Source organism: Streptomyces sp. AV19 (assembly GCF_015999245.1).
Taxonomy (GTDB): Bacteria; Actinomycetota; Actinomycetes; order Streptomycetales; family Streptomycetaceae; genus Streptomyces.
In genome coordinates this window covers 605,334-618,385 of sequence record NZ_JAEAMR010000007.1, presented here as the reverse complement: position 1 = coordinate 618,385, position 13,052 = coordinate 605,334, and the positions used below count along the sequence as shown (strand labels likewise).

Sequence of the window (13,052 nt, the reverse complement as noted above, 5' to 3'; positions counted from 1 at the left end):
GGACGGGCTGGATTCGGCGCGCCGAATCCAGCCCGTCCGGCGTTTGAGGACGAACGCAGCGAAGCTGCGTTGCGGGGTCCGGGGCGGAGCCCCTCACGCGGCGGAGCCGCACATCGGTACTGCCGGGAAGGGGCGGGGTGGGGGATCCGCCGCCCGCAGGGCGAACCTCAGCGCACGAACACCCCTGCCTGACCTGCGAGGTCAAGGAAGTACTGCGGCGCGACGCCGAGCACGAGCGTCACCGCGACGCCGATGCCGATGGCAGCGGACGTCAGCGGCGACGGCACCGCCACCGAAGGACCATCCCCCTTCGGCTCACTGAAGAACATCAGCACAATCACCCGCACATAGAAGAACGCCGCCACCGCCGAAGACACCACACCCACGATCACCAACGGCACGGCACCCCCCTCCGCCGCCGCCTTGAACACCGCGAACTTCCCCGCGAACCCGCTGGTCAGCGGAATGCCCGCGAAGGCCAGCAGGAAGACCGCGAAGACCGCCGCGACCAACGGCGAACGCCGCCCCAGCCCGGCCCACTTGGACAGGTGCGTCGCCTCGCCCCCGGCGTCCCGGACCAGCGTCACGACCGCGAACGCCCCGAGCGTGACGAACGAGTACGCGCCGAGATAGAAGAGCACGGACGAGACCCCGTCCGGGCTCACCGCGATGACACCCGCGAGGATGAACCCCGCGTGCGCGATGGACGAATAGGCCAGCAGCCGCTTCACATCGGTCTGGGTCACGGCCACGATCGCGCCGACGAGCATCGTCAGGATCGCGACGCCCCACATCACCGGCCGCCAGTCCCAGCGCAGGCCCGGCAGCACGACGTACAGCAGCCGCAGCAGCGCCCCGAAGGCGGCGACCTTGGTGGCGGCCGCCATGAAGCCGGTGACGGGCGTGGGCGCGCCCTGGTACACGTCGGGCGTCCACATGTGGAACGGCACCGCGCCGACCTTGAAGAGCAGGCCCATCAGCACCATCGCCCCGCCGATCAGCAGCAGCGCGTCGTTGCCCGTCGTCGCCGCGAGGGCCGGGTCCACGGTGCGGACCGCGCCGCCGATGACGTCGGCGATGCCGGAGTAGGCGACCGTGCCCGCGTAGCCGTAGAGCAGGGCCACGCCGAACAGCAGGACGGCGGACGAGAAGGCGCCCAGCAGGAAGTACTTGACGGCGGCCTCCTGGGAGAGCAGCCGCTTGCGCCGGGCCAGCGCGCACAGGATGTACAGCGGGAGCGAGAAGACCTCCAGCGCCACGAACAGCGTCAACAGGTCGTCCGCCGCGGGGAAGATCAGCATTCCGGCGACCGCGAACAGCAGCAGCGGGAAGACCTCGCTGGTCGTCCAGCCCGCCTTGACGGCCTCCTGCTCGGCGTCGCCGCCGGGCACGGCCGCGGCCTGGGCGGCGAAGGAGTCCACCGGGCGGCCGTGCGCCGCCGGGTCGAGGCGGCGCTCGGCGAAGCCGAGGACGGCGACCAGGGAGACGAGGAGGATCGTGCCCTGGAGGAAGAGCGCGGGACCGTCCACCGCGACGGCGCCCATCGCCGCGGCGTGCGCCTTGTCCGTGCCGTAGCCCCGGGCGGCGAGCGCGACGACCGCGGCGAAGGCCGCGGCCAGGCCGACGACGGAGACGGCCAGCTGGGCCAGGTGGCGCGAGCGCCGGGGCAGGAACGCCTCGACGAGCACCGCCAGGACCGCGGCACCGAGAATGATCAGCGTCGGGGACAGCTGGGCGTACTCGATGTGCGGCGCCGGGATCTTTCTCGGGGAGTCGGCCGGCGCCGACACCATCGACAGTTCTGTCCACAGGCTGTGGACGGTGGCTGCGTGACTCACTTCGCGCCCTCCGCATTGCTCACGCGAACATCGGGTTCGGGGTCGGTCCGGTGGACCTGCGACATGGTGTGCTCGACCGCGGGATCGAGGATCCGCGTCACGGGCTTGGGATAGACACCGAGGAAGAGCAGCAGTGCGATCAGCGGTGCGACGACGGCCAGTTCGCGCACGCGCAGGTCGGGCATGGACCGCACGGACTCCTTGACCGGGCCGGTCATCGTGCGCTGGTAGAGCACGAGGACGTACAGCGCGGCGAGCACGATGCCGACGGTCGCGACGGCGCCGGCCACCGGGTACCGGCTGAACGTGCCGACCAGGACCAGGAATTCGGAGACGAAGGGCGCCAGCCCGGGCAGCGACAGCGTGGCCAGCCCGCCGATCAGGAAGGTGCCCGCGAGCACCGGGGCGACCTTCTGCACCCCGCCGTAGTCGGCGATGAGCCGCGAGCCCCGGCGGGAGATCAGGAAGCCGGCGACCAGCATCAACGCGGCCGTGGAGATCCCGTGGTTGACCATGTAGAGCGTGGCGCCGCCCTGGCCCTGGGTGGTCATCACGAAGACGCCCAGGATGATGAAGCCGAAGTGGGAGATCGAGGCGTAGGCGATCAGGCGCTTGATGTCCCGCTGGCCGACGGCGAGCAGCGCTCCGTAGAGGATGCTGATCAGCGCCAGGACGACGATCACGGGAGTCGCCCACTTGGAGGCCCCCGGGAAGAGCTGGAGGCAGAAGCGGAGCATCGCGAAGGTGCCGACCTTGTCGACCACCGCCGTGATCAGCACCGCGACGGGCGCGGTGGCCTCGCCCATGGCGTTGGGCAGCCAGGTGTGCACCGGCCAGAGCGGCGCCTTGACCGCGAAGGCGAAGAAGAAGCCCAGGAACAGGGCCCGTTCGGTGACGGTGGCGAACTGCAGCCGCCCCGAGGCCCTCGCCTGGACGATCTCCTGGAGGGAGAACGTGCCGTTGCCGAGCTGGTCCGCGGTGACCGCGTAGAGGCCGATGACGGCGGCCAGCATGACCAGCCCGCCCGCGAGGTTGTAGAGGAGGAACTTGACGGCCGCGTACGACCGTTGGCGCGCCGCCTCGTCCTCGGTGCGCTCCCCCGCCCGGTCGCCGAAGCCGCCGATGAGGAAGTACATCGGGATGAGCATGGCTTCGAAGAAGACGTAGAAGAGGAAGACGTCAGTGGCCTCGAAGGAGATCACCACCATGGCCTCGACCATGAGGATCAGGGCGAAGAAGCCCTGGGTCGGGCGCCAGCGGCGGTTGGGCGAGGCGGACTCCAGGGGGTCGGCGTCGTGCCAGCCGGCCAGGACGACGAAGGGCACCAGCAGAGCGGTCAGGGCGACGAGCACCACCCCGATGCCGTCCACCCCCAGCTCGTAGCGGACCCCGAAGTCACTGATCCAGGCGTGGGATTCGGTGAGCTGGAACGGCCCCTTGGCGTCCGGGTCGAAGCGCGTCAACTGGACGCCGGCCAGCACCAGCGTCGCCAGCGAGAAGGCCAGCGCGATCCATTTCGCGGCCTCGCGCCGCGCGGCCGGGACGGCGGCGGTGACGACCGCGCCGACGGCGGGGACCGCCGCGGTGACGGTGAGCAGAGGAAATGACATGGTTCAGACCGCCCTCATCAGCAGGGTCGCGGCGATCAGCACCGCCGCGCCGCCGAACATCGAGACCGCGTACGACCGGACGTAGCCGTTCTGCAGCCTGCGCATCCGGCCGGAGAGGCCGCCGACGGAGGCGGCGGTGCCGTTGACGACGCCGTCCACCAGCTTGTGGTCGAGGTAGACCAGGCTGCGGGTGAGGTGCTCGCCGCCGCGGACCAGCACGACGTGGTTGAAGTCGTCCTGGAGGAGGTCGCGCCGGGCGGCCCGGGTGAGCAGCGAGCCGGCGGGCGCGGTGGCCGGCACGGGCCGGCGGCCGTACTGCGCCCAGGCGAGCGCGACGCCCAGGACGAGGACGACCATGGTGGCCGCGGTGACGGTGAGCGCGCTCACCGGCGAGTTGCCCTCGCTGTGCCCGGTGACCGGCTCCAGCCACTTCAGGAAGGCGTCGTTGACGCTGAACAGCCCGCCGGCGAAGACCGATCCGACCGCGAGGACGATCATCGGGACGGTCATGGTCCGCGGCGATTCGTGCGGGTGCGGCAACTCGCCGTCCCCCGCGGCGGAGCCGCTGTCGGACACGGTGGGCCGCCAGCGCTTCTCGCCGAAGAACGTCATGATCATCACCCGCGTCATGTAGTACGCGGTGATGGCCGCGCCGAGCAGGGCCGCCCCGCCGAGGATCCAGCCCTCGGTGCCGCCCTTGGCGAACGCCGCCTCGATGATCTTGTCCTTGGAGAAGAAGCCGGAGAGGCCGGGGAAGCCGATGATGGCGAGGTAGCCGAGGCCGAAGGTGACGAAGGTGACCGGCATGTACTTCCTGAGGCCGCCGTAACGGCGCATGTCCACCTCGTCGTTCATGCCGTGCATGACCGATCCGGCACCGAGGAAGAGGCCGGCCTTGAAGAAGCCGTGGGTCACCAGGTGCATGATCGCGAAGACGTAGCCGATCGGCCCCAGCCCGGCCGCGAGGATCATGTAGCCGATCTGGGACATGGTCGAGCCGGCGAGGGCCTTCTTGATGTCGTCCTTCGCGCAACCGACGATCGCACCGAAGAGCAGCGTGACCGCGCCCACCGTTACCACCGCGGTCTGCGCGTCCGGCGCTCCCTCGAAGATCGCCCCGGAGCGGGTGATGAGGTAGACCCCGGCGGTCACCATGGTGGCCGCGTGGATGAGGGCCGAGACCGGGGTCGGGCCCTCCATCGCGTCCCCGAGCCAGCTCTGCAGCGGCACCTGGGCGGACTTGCCGCAGGCGGCGAGCAGGAGCAGCAGCGCGATCGCGGTCAGCTTGCCCTCGCCCGCGCTCCCGGCCTCCGTGAGCACGGGGCCGAAGGCGAAGGTGCCGAAGGTCGTGAACATCAGCATGATCGCGATCGACATGCCCATGTCGCCGACCCGGTTGACCAGGAACGCCTTCTTCGCCGCCGTGGCCGCGCTCGGCTTGTGCTGCCAGAAGCCGATCAACAGGTACGACGCGAGGCCGACGCCCTCCCAGCCGACGTACAGCAGCAGGTAGTTGTCGGCGAGGACGAGCAGCAGCATCGCCGCGAGGAAGAGGTTGAGGTAGCCGAAGAAGCGGCGGCGGCGCTCGTCGTGCGCCATGTAGCCGATCGAGTAGAGGTGGATCAGCGAGCCCACGCCCGTGATCAACAGGACGAAGGTCATCGACAGTTGGTCGAGGTGGAAGCCGACGTCGGCGCGGAAGGAGCCGACCGGCACCCACTGGAACACCGTCACGTCGAGGGTGCGGTCCTCGCCGCTCCTGCCCAGCAGGCCGGCGAAGAGCACCGCGCCGAGGGCGAAGGAGGCCGCCGCGGCCAGCGTGCCCAGCAAGGGCCCGCCGCGGTCCAGTCTCCGTCCGCCGCACAGCAGCGCGCCCGCTCCCACCAGGGGCACGAGGACGAGCAGTCCGATGAGGTTCTCCACGTCAGCGTCCCCTTAGAGCTTCAGCAGACTGGCGTCGTCGACCGAGGCCGAGTGGCGCGCGCGGTAGACCGACACGATGATCGCGAGACCGACGACGACCTCGGCCGCGGCCACCACCATCGTGAAGAAGGCGATGATCTGGCCGTCGAGGTTGCCGTGCATCCGGGAGAAGGCGACGAACGCCAGGTTGCAGGCGTTCAGCATCAGCTCGACGCACATGAAGACGACGATCGCGTTCCGCCGGATGAGCACGCCGACGCCGCCGATGGTGAACAACAGGGCCGCCAGATAGAGGTAGTTGACCGGATTCACCGGGAGACCCCCTTCGGCCCCTCGTCGCGGTCGCGCTCCAGCCACTCCGCCGACCGCTGCTCCAGCGCCGCGATGTCCGCGAGCGCCTCCTGCGACACGTCCCTTATCTGCCCCCGGGCGCGCAGCACCCCGCTGACGCTGAGCTCGGCGGGCGTGCCGTCCGGCAGCAGCGCGGGGATGTCGTTGGCGTTGTGCCGGGCGTAGGTGCCGGGGGCGGGCAGCGGGGCGACGAAGGCGCCCGAGCGCGTCCGCTCCTCCGACAGCTCGCGCTGGGTGGCCGCCTTGGCGATGCGCTCCCGGTGGGTGAGCACCATCGCGCCGACGGCCGCGGTGATCAGCAGGGCGCCGGTGATCTCGAAGGCGAACACGTACCGGGTGAAGATCAGGGCGGCCAGGCCCTCGACGTTGCCCCCGGCGTTGGCCTGGGCCAGCCCGTCGAAGTGCCGCAGCGAGGCGTTGGCGATGCCGGCGACCAGGAGGATGCCGAAGCCCAGCCCGCACAGGGAGGCGAGCCAGCGCTGGCCCCTGATGGTCTCCTTGAGGGAGTCGGCGGCGGTGACGCCGACGAGCATCACCACGAACAGGAACAGCATCATGATCGCGCCGGTGTAGACGACGATCTGCACGACGCCCAGGAAGTACGCGCCGTTGGCCAGGTAGAACACCGCGAGCACGATCATGGTGCCGGCGAGCGAGAGGGCGCTGTGCACGGCCCGCCTCATCAGCACCGTGGCCAGCGCGCCGCCGGTGGCGACGACCGCGAGGATCCAGAACTGAACGGCCTCGCCCGTCGAGGTGGTCGAGGCGGCCGCGAGGCTCATGCCTCCACCCCCTCGCCGGCCGGGCGCTCCCCCTTGGAGAGGGCCACCTGGCGCTCGGTGCCGGGCGCCGCCTCGGTCACCAGGCCCCGGTAGTAGTCCTGTTCGGTCATGCCGGGGAAGATCGCGTGGGGCGAGTCGACCATGCCGTCCTCCAGGCCGGCGAGCAGCTCCTCCTTGGTGTAGATGAGCGACTCCCGGCTGCGGTCGGCCAGTTCGTACTCGTTGGTCATGGTCAGGGCCCGGGTGGGGCACGCCTCGACGCACAGGCCGCACAGGATGCAGCGCAGGTAGTTGATCTGGTAGACGCGGCCGTAGCGCTCGCCCGGGGAGTAGCGCTCCTCCTCGGTGTTGTCCGCGCCCTCGACGTAGATGGCGTCCGCCGGGCAGGCCCAGGCGCACAGCTCGCAGCCGATGCACTTCTCCAGCCCGTCCGGATGCCGGTTGAGCTGGTGACGGCCGTGGAAGCGCGGCGCCGTGGGCTTCTTGTACTCGGGGTACTGCTCGGTGAGCCGTTTCTTGAAGACGTCCTTGAAGGTCACCCCGAAACCGGCCACGGGGTTCTTGCGGGGGACCTTGGGGGCGTCCCCGGGGGAAGACTCAGCAGGCACCGTCACCCTCCTTTCCGTCACGCACAGTGTCCACCCCGCCACTGACAATGAGCTCGCGGTCGCGCCGGGAGGCCCGGCGCGGCACGGGCGGCAGGGTCTGGCCGGGCAGCGGCGGCACCGGGTACCCGCCCGCCATCGGATCGAACTCCCCGCCACTGCGGGCCGGTTCGGCCTCCTCCTGGCGGCCCCGTCCGCGGAAGACGTCGGCGACGAAGGAGAGCAGCAGGATCACCAGGACCGCGCCGGCCACGTACAGGACGATCGAGCGGAAGTCGTAGTCCTCGTTGCGCAGCGCCCGCACCGTCGCGACGAGCATCAGCCACACCATCGAGACCGGGATGAGGACCTTCCACCCCAGCTTCATGAACTGGTCGTAGCGCAGCCTCGGCAGCGTCGCGCGGATCCAGATGAAGAAGAACAGCAGCGCCGCGAGCTTGGCGACGTACCAAAGGAGCGGCCACCAGCCGTGGTTGGCGCCCTCCCAGAGGGCCGAGACCGGGTACGGGGCCCGCCAGCCGCCCAGGAACAGCGTCACGGCCACCGAGGAGACGGTGACCATGTTGACGTACTCGGCCAGCATGAACATCGCGAACTTGATGGACGAGTACTCGGTGTTGAAGCCGCCGACCAGGTCGCCCTCGGACTCGGGCAGGTCGAACGGGGCCCGGTTGGTCTCCCCCACCATCGCGATGATGTAGATGACGAAGGAGACCGGCAGCAGCAGCACGTACCACCGGTTGTGCTGCGCCTCCACGATCGCGGAGGTGGACATCGAGCCGGAGTAGAGGAAGACGGCCGCGAAGGACAGGCCCATCGCGATCTCGTAGGAGATCATCTGGGCGCAGGAGCGCAGGCCGCCGAGGAGCGGATAGGTCGAGCCGGAGGACCAGCCGCCGAGCACGATGCCGTAGATGCCCACCGACGCGATCGCCAGGATGTAGAGGACGGCGATGGGCAGGTCGGTGAGCTGCATCGCGGTGCGGTGGCCGAAGATCGAGACCTCGTTGCCGGCCGGGCCGAAGGGGATCACCGCGATCGCCATGAACGCCGGGATCGCCGCGACGACGGGGGCGAGGATGTAGACCGCCTTGTCCGCGCGCCGGACGACGAGGTCCTCCTTGAGCATCAGCTTGACGCCGTCCGCCAGGGACTGGAGCAGGCCCCACGGGCCGTGCCGGTTGGGCCCGATGCGCAGTTGCATCCAGCCGAGGATCTTGCGCTCGAAGACGATCGTCAGCAGCACGGTCACCAGGACGAACACGAAGCAGAAGACGGCCTTGAGGACCACCAGCCACCACGGGTCGTGGCCGAACATCGACAGGTCGCCCGCGGCCAGGCCGTGCAGGGAACCGGCGTTCACGACAGCACCTCCGGAACGGTGTCCTCATCCTTGCCGCCGGGCCCGATGCGCACCGGCTCGCCGGGCTGCGCGCCGGTGTCCGAGGCGACGCCGCCGCCGGCGGAGTTCAGCGGGAGCCAGACCACCCGGTCCGGCATGGGGGTGATCCGCAGCGGCAGCCGGACGGTCCCGGCCGGGCCGCGCACCGCCAGCGACTCCCCGTCCGCCACGCCGATTTCGGCGGCCGTGGCCGGGGAGAGGCGGGCGAGGGCGGCGTGCCGGGTGGCGGCCAGCGCCTCGTCGCCGTCCTGGAGCCGCCCCCGGTCGAGCAGCAGCCGGTGGCCGGCGAGGACGGCCTCGCCGGCGCCCGGCGCGGGCGCCTTGCGCGGCGGCTCGACGGGGTCGGCGGCGTACGGCCCGGCCCAGCGGCCCAGCCGGGCCATCTCGGCCCGGACCGCCCGGACGTCCGGCAGGGCCAGCGGGCGGCCGCCCATGGCGTCGGCGAGCATGTGCAGCACCCGGGCGTCCGGCAGCACGTGCCGGCCGGCCAGCTGGTCGGGCTTGAGGGCCGCCTCGAACGGCCGTGCCCGGCCTTCCCAGTTGAGGAAGGTGCCGGGCTTCTCGACGACCGCCGAGACGGGGAGGACCACGTCGGCCCGGTCGGTCACCTCGCTCGGCCGCTGCTCCAGGCTGACCAGGAAGCCGACCGCGTCCAGCGCCTCGCGGGCGCGCGCCGGGCCGGGCAGGTCCGCGACCTCGACCCCGCCGACGAGCAGGGCGCCCAGCTCGCCGGTGGCGGCGGCCTCCAGGATCTGGCCGGTGTCCCGGCCGGGGCTGCGCGGCAGTTCGGGCACGCCCCAGGCGGTGGCGGTCTCCTCGCGGGCGCGCGGATCGGTGGCCGGACGGCCGCCGGGCAGCAGGCCCGGCAGGGCGCCCGCCTCGACGGCGCCCCGCTCGCCGGCCCGGCGCGGGATCCACACCAGGGTCGCGCCGGTGGCCGTGGCGGCGGCCACGGCGGCGGTCAGCGCCCCGGGCACCCGGGCCGTCCGCTCGCCGACGAGGATCAACGCGCCGTCCTGGCGCAGCGCTTGGGCGGCGTCGCCCTCCGCCGTGCCCTCCGCGAGTGCCGTGAGCCACTGCGGCTCGGTGCCGGGCGCGGCCGGCAACAGCGTGCCGCCGGTCTTCGTCAGGCCCGGCGTGGCGTGCGTGGCCAGCGCGAAGACCCGCAGCCCCCGCTTGCGCCACGCCTTGCGCAGCCGCAGGAAGACCCCGGGCGCCTCCTCCTCGGCCTCCAGGCCGACCAGCAGCACCGCGGGGGACCGTTCGAGAGCGGAGTACGTCACGGCCGGCGCGCCCAGGTCCCGGCCGCGGCCGGCCACCCGGGCGGCCAGGAAGTCGGCCTCCTCGCCGCTGTGCGCCCGGGCCCGGAAGTCGACGTCGTGGGTGTCGAGCGCCACCCGCGCGAACTTCGCGTAGGCGTAGGCGTCCTCGACGGTGAGCCGGCCGCCGGTGAGCACCCCGGCCCGGCCGCGCGCCGCGCGCAGCCCCTCGGCCGCGGCCTGAAGCGCCTCCGGCCAGCTCGCCGGGCGCAGCGTCCCCTCCCCGTCGCGGACCAGCGGGGTCTCCAGCCGCTCCGGCCGCTGCGCGTAGCGGAACGCGAAGCGCCCCTTGTCGCACAGCCATTCCTCGTTGACCTCGGGGTCGTCGGCGGCGAGCCGGCGCATCACCTTGCCGCGCCGGTGGTCGGTGCGCGTCGCGCAGCCGCCCGCGCAGTGCTCGCACACGGACGGCGAGGAGACCAGGTCGAAGGGGCGGGCGCGGAACCGGTAGGCGGCCGAGGTCAGCGCGCCCACCGGGCAGATCTGGATGGTGTTGCCGGAGAAGTACGACTCGAAGGGGTCGCCCTCGCCGATGCCGACTTGCTCCAGCGCCCCGCGCTCCAGCAGCTCGATCATCGGGTCGCCGGCGATCTCGTTGGAGAAGCGGGTGCAGCGGGCGCACAGCACGCACCGCTCGCGGTCCAGCAGCACCTGCGGAGAGATCGGCACCGGCTTCTCGTAGGTGCGCTTCCTCCCCTCGAAGCGGGAGTCGGCGCGGCCGGCGGTCATCGCCTGGTTCTGCAGGGGGCATTCGCCGCCCTTGTCGCAGACCGGGCAGTCCAGCGGGTGGTTGATGAGGAGCAGCTCCATCACCCCGCTCTGCGCCTTTTCGGCGACGGGCGAGGTGAGCTGGGTGCGGACGACCATCCCGTCGGTGCAGGCGATCGTGCAGGAGGCGGCCGGCTTGCGCTGGCCCTCGATCTCGACGATGCACTGACGGCAGGCGCCGACGGGCTCCAGCAGCGGATGGTCGCAGAAGCGGGGGATCTCGATGCCGATGAGCTCGGCGGCCCGGATGACCAGGGTGCCCTTGGGCACGGAGACCTGGATGCCGTCGATGGTGACGGAGACCAGGTCCTCGGCCGTCGGCGCGCCGGTCGTCTTCGCCGTCACGGTCATGCGTGCACCTCCGGGTGCGACTGGTCGGCCCACACCGTGGACTTCGCCGGGTCGAACGGGCAGCCCCGGCCCCTGACGTGCTGCTCGTACTCGGCCCGGAAGTACTTGAGCGAGGAGAAGATCGGGGCCGCGGCGCCGTCCCCGAGGGCGCAGAAGGACTTGCCGTCGAGCGTGCCGGCGATGTCGTTCAGCTTGTCGAGGTCGGACATCCGGCCCCGTCCGGCCTCGATGTCCCGGAGCAACTGGACGAGCCAGTACGTCCCTTCGCGGCAGGGCGTGCACTTGCCGCAGGACTCGTGGGCGTAGAACTCGGTCCAGCGGGTGACCGCGCGCACGACGCAGGTGGTCTCGTCGAAGCACTGCAGGGCCTTGGTGCCGAGCATCGACCCGGCGGCGCCGACGCCCTCGTAGTCGAGCGGGACGTCCAGGTGCTCGTCGGTGAGGAGCGGGGTCGAAGAGCCGCCCGGCGTCCAGAACTTGAGCCGGTGGCCGGGGCGCATGCCGCCGCTCATGGCGAGCAGCTGGCGCAGGGTGATGCCGAGCGGCGCCTCGTACTGCCCGGGGCCCGCGACGTGGCCGCTCAGCGAGTACAGCGTGAAGCCCGGGGACTTCTCGCTGCCCATCGAACGGAACCATTCCTTGCCCTTGTTGAGGATGGAGGGAACCGAGGCGATGGATTCGACGTTGTTCACCACAGTGGGGCACGCGTAGAGCCCCTCGACCGCGGGGAAGGGGGGCCGGAGCCGGGGCTGGCCGCGGCGGCCTTCGAGGGAGTCGAGCAGGGCCGTCTCCTCGCCGCAGATGTAGGCGCCCGCCCCCGCGTGCACGGTGACGTCCAAGTCGAGCCCGCTGCCGAGGATGTCGCGGCCGAGGTACCCGGCCGCGTAGGCCTCGCGCACGGCCTCGTGCAGGCGGCGCAGCACGGGGACGGTCTCCCCGCGCAGATAGACGAACGCGCGCTCCGAGCGGATCGCCCAGCAGGCGATGATCATGCCCTCGACGAGGGCGTGCGGATTGGCGAACAGGAGGGGGATGTCCTTGCAGGTGCCCGGTTCCGACTCGTCCGCGTTGACCACGAGGTAGTGCGGCTTGTTGTCGCCCTGCGGGATGAACTGCCATTTCATCCCGGTCGGGAAGCCGGCGCCGCCGCGGCCGCGCAGCCCGGAGTCCTTCACGTAGGCGATCACGTCGTCCGGGGTCATCTCCAGGGCCTTGCGCAGGCCCCGGTAGCCGTCGTGACGGAGGTAGGTCTCCAGGGTCCAGGAGCGGGGCTCGTCCCAGAAGGCGCTCAGCACGGGGGCGAGCAGCTTCTGCGGACTCGTCTCGTGGATCTCGGCCGCCACGGTCATTCCCCCCCCTCCTCGGCTCCGGGCTGCTCCGCCTCGCGCCCGTGCGGGACGCCGCGCGGCGGTCCCACGCGGGCGGGGCCGTCCTCGCCGCGCGCCAGCAGCAGGCCGGCCAGCGAGGCGGGGCCCGCCCCGCCGCCGGCCTCCACGGCGCCGGGCCGCTGGTCGGGGAAGCCGGCCAGCATGCGGGAGGTCTCGCGGTGGGTGCACAGCGGGGCGCCGCGGGTGGGTTCGACGGTGCGGCCAGCGCGCAGGTCGTCGACGAGCCGCTTGGCGCTCTCGACCGTCTGGTTGTCGAAGAACTCCCAGTTGACCATCACGACGGGCGCGTAGTCGCAGGCCGCGTTGCACTCGATGTGCTCCAGGGTGACCTTGCCGTCGGCGGTGGTGCCGCCGTTGTCCACGCCCAGATGGGACTTGAGCGCGTCGAGGATGGCGTCGCCGCCGAGCACGGCGCACAGGGTGTTGGTGCAGACCCCGACCTGGTAGTCGCCGCCGGGCTCGCGGCGGTACATGGTGTAGAAGGTCGACACGGCCGTCACCTCGGCCGTGGTGAGCCCGAGTTGCTCGGCGCAGAAGCGGATGCCGGTGCGGGAGACGTGCCCCTCCTCGGCCTGCACCAGGTGCAGCAGCGGCAGCAGGGCGCTGCGGCTGTCGGGGTAGCGGGTGATCACCTCCCGGGCGTCCGCCGCCAGCCGTTCCCGCACGTCCTCCGGGTAGTCCGGGGCGGGCAGTTGGGGCATCCCCAGCTGGATTC

10 protein-coding genes are annotated in these 13,052 nt (G+C 71.7%); all 10 read right to left on the bottom strand.

Annotated features, from left to right (window positions below; genetic code table 11):
• Window positions 1–167 precede the first annotated feature (167 nt).
• From nuoN to nuoE, 10 genes are read right to left on the bottom strand one after another with little or no spacing between them, the layout of a single operon-like run.
• Window positions 168–1,793, bottom strand: coding sequence for an NADH-quinone oxidoreductase subunit NuoN (gene nuoN / locus I5Q34_RS12415; protein ID WP_199892928.1), 1,626 nt, complete (start codon window positions 1,791–1,793; stop codon window positions 168–170).
• Between the two features lie 41 nt (window positions 1,794–1,834).
• Entirely contained in the window at window positions 1,835–3,448 is a 1,614-nt protein-coding gene (locus I5Q34_RS12410) for an NADH-quinone oxidoreductase subunit M (protein WP_199892250.1), read from the bottom strand.
• Window positions 3,449–3,451: 3 nt separating this feature from the next.
• Window positions 3,452–5,371 (bottom strand): NADH-quinone oxidoreductase subunit L, encoded by a 1,920-nt coding sequence (gene nuoL, locus I5Q34_RS12405; RefSeq protein ID WP_199892249.1) that lies wholly within the window; start codon window positions 5,369–5,371, stop codon window positions 3,452–3,454.
• Window positions 5,372–5,383: 12 nt separating this feature from the next.
• Window positions 5,384–5,683 (bottom strand): NADH-quinone oxidoreductase subunit NuoK, encoded by a 300-nt coding sequence (nuoK, locus tag I5Q34_RS12400; protein ID WP_199892248.1) that lies wholly within the window; start codon window positions 5,681–5,683, stop codon window positions 5,384–5,386.
• The gene (locus tag I5Q34_RS12395; RefSeq protein ID WP_199892247.1) at window positions 5,680–6,504 is read right to left on the bottom strand and encodes an NADH-quinone oxidoreductase subunit J; all 825 of its coding nucleotides are present in this window, start codon (window positions 6,502–6,504) and stop codon (window positions 5,680–5,682) included. Before I5Q34_RS12395 ends, nuoK begins: the two co-directional genes overlap by 4 nt.
• The gene (gene nuoI, locus I5Q34_RS12390) at window positions 6,501–7,112 is read right to left on the bottom strand and encodes an NADH-quinone oxidoreductase subunit NuoI (RefSeq protein ID WP_199892246.1); all 612 of its coding nucleotides are present in this window, start codon (window positions 7,110–7,112) and stop codon (window positions 6,501–6,503) included. The genes I5Q34_RS12395 and nuoI overlap by 4 nt, the downstream gene beginning before the upstream one ends.
• Entirely contained in the window at window positions 7,102–8,427 is a 1,326-nt protein-coding gene (gene nuoH / locus I5Q34_RS12385) for an NADH-quinone oxidoreductase subunit NuoH (RefSeq protein WP_199892927.1), read from the bottom strand. Before nuoH ends, nuoI begins: the two co-directional genes overlap by 11 nt.
• A 41-nt stretch (window positions 8,428–8,468) precedes the next feature.
• Window positions 8,469–10,949 carry an NADH-quinone oxidoreductase subunit G gene (locus I5Q34_RS12380; protein WP_199892245.1) on the bottom strand — a complete coding sequence of 827 codons (2,481 nt, stop codon included), beginning with the start codon at window positions 10,947–10,949 and terminating at the stop codon, window positions 8,469–8,471.
• Window positions 10,946–12,298, bottom strand: coding sequence for an NADH-quinone oxidoreductase subunit NuoF (gene nuoF, locus I5Q34_RS12375; protein WP_199892244.1), 1,353 nt, complete (start codon window positions 12,296–12,298; stop codon window positions 10,946–10,948). The genes I5Q34_RS12380 and nuoF overlap by 4 nt, the downstream gene beginning before the upstream one ends.
• Entirely contained in the window at window positions 12,295–13,038 is a 744-nt protein-coding gene (gene nuoE / locus I5Q34_RS12370) for an NADH-quinone oxidoreductase subunit NuoE (RefSeq protein ID WP_234428884.1), read from the bottom strand. Before nuoE ends, nuoF begins: the two co-directional genes overlap by 4 nt.
• Between the last annotated feature and the right edge of the window lie 14 nt (window positions 13,039–13,052).

What these genes read in the sequence shown, in the direction of transcription:
- nuoE (WP_234428884.1), bottom strand. Translation starts at nt 13,038, where the DNA reads ATGCCCCAACTGCCCGCCCCGGACTACCCGGAGGACGTGCGGGAACGG.
- I5Q34_RS12395 (WP_199892247.1), bottom strand. Translation starts at nt 6,504, where the DNA reads ATGAGCCTCGCGGCCGCCTCGACCACCTCGACGGGCGAGGCCGTTCAG.
- nuoF (WP_199892244.1), bottom strand. Translation starts at nt 12,298, where the DNA reads ATGACCGTGGCGGCCGAGATCCACGAGACGAGTCCGCAGAAGCTGCTC.
- nuoH (WP_199892927.1), bottom strand. Translation starts at nt 8,427, where the DNA reads ATGTTCGGCCACGACCCGTGGTGGCTGGTGGTCCTCAAGGCCGTCTTC.
- I5Q34_RS12410 (WP_199892250.1), bottom strand. Translation starts at nt 3,448, where the DNA reads ATGTCATTTCCTCTGCTCACCGTCACCGCGGCGGTCCCCGCCGTCGGC.
- nuoN (WP_199892928.1), bottom strand. Translation starts at nt 1,793, where the DNA reads ATGGTGTCGGCGCCGGCCGACTCCCCGAGAAAGATCCCGGCGCCGCAC.
- I5Q34_RS12380 (WP_199892245.1), bottom strand. Translation starts at nt 10,949, where the DNA reads ATGACCGTGACGGCGAAGACGACCGGCGCGCCGACGGCCGAGGACCTG.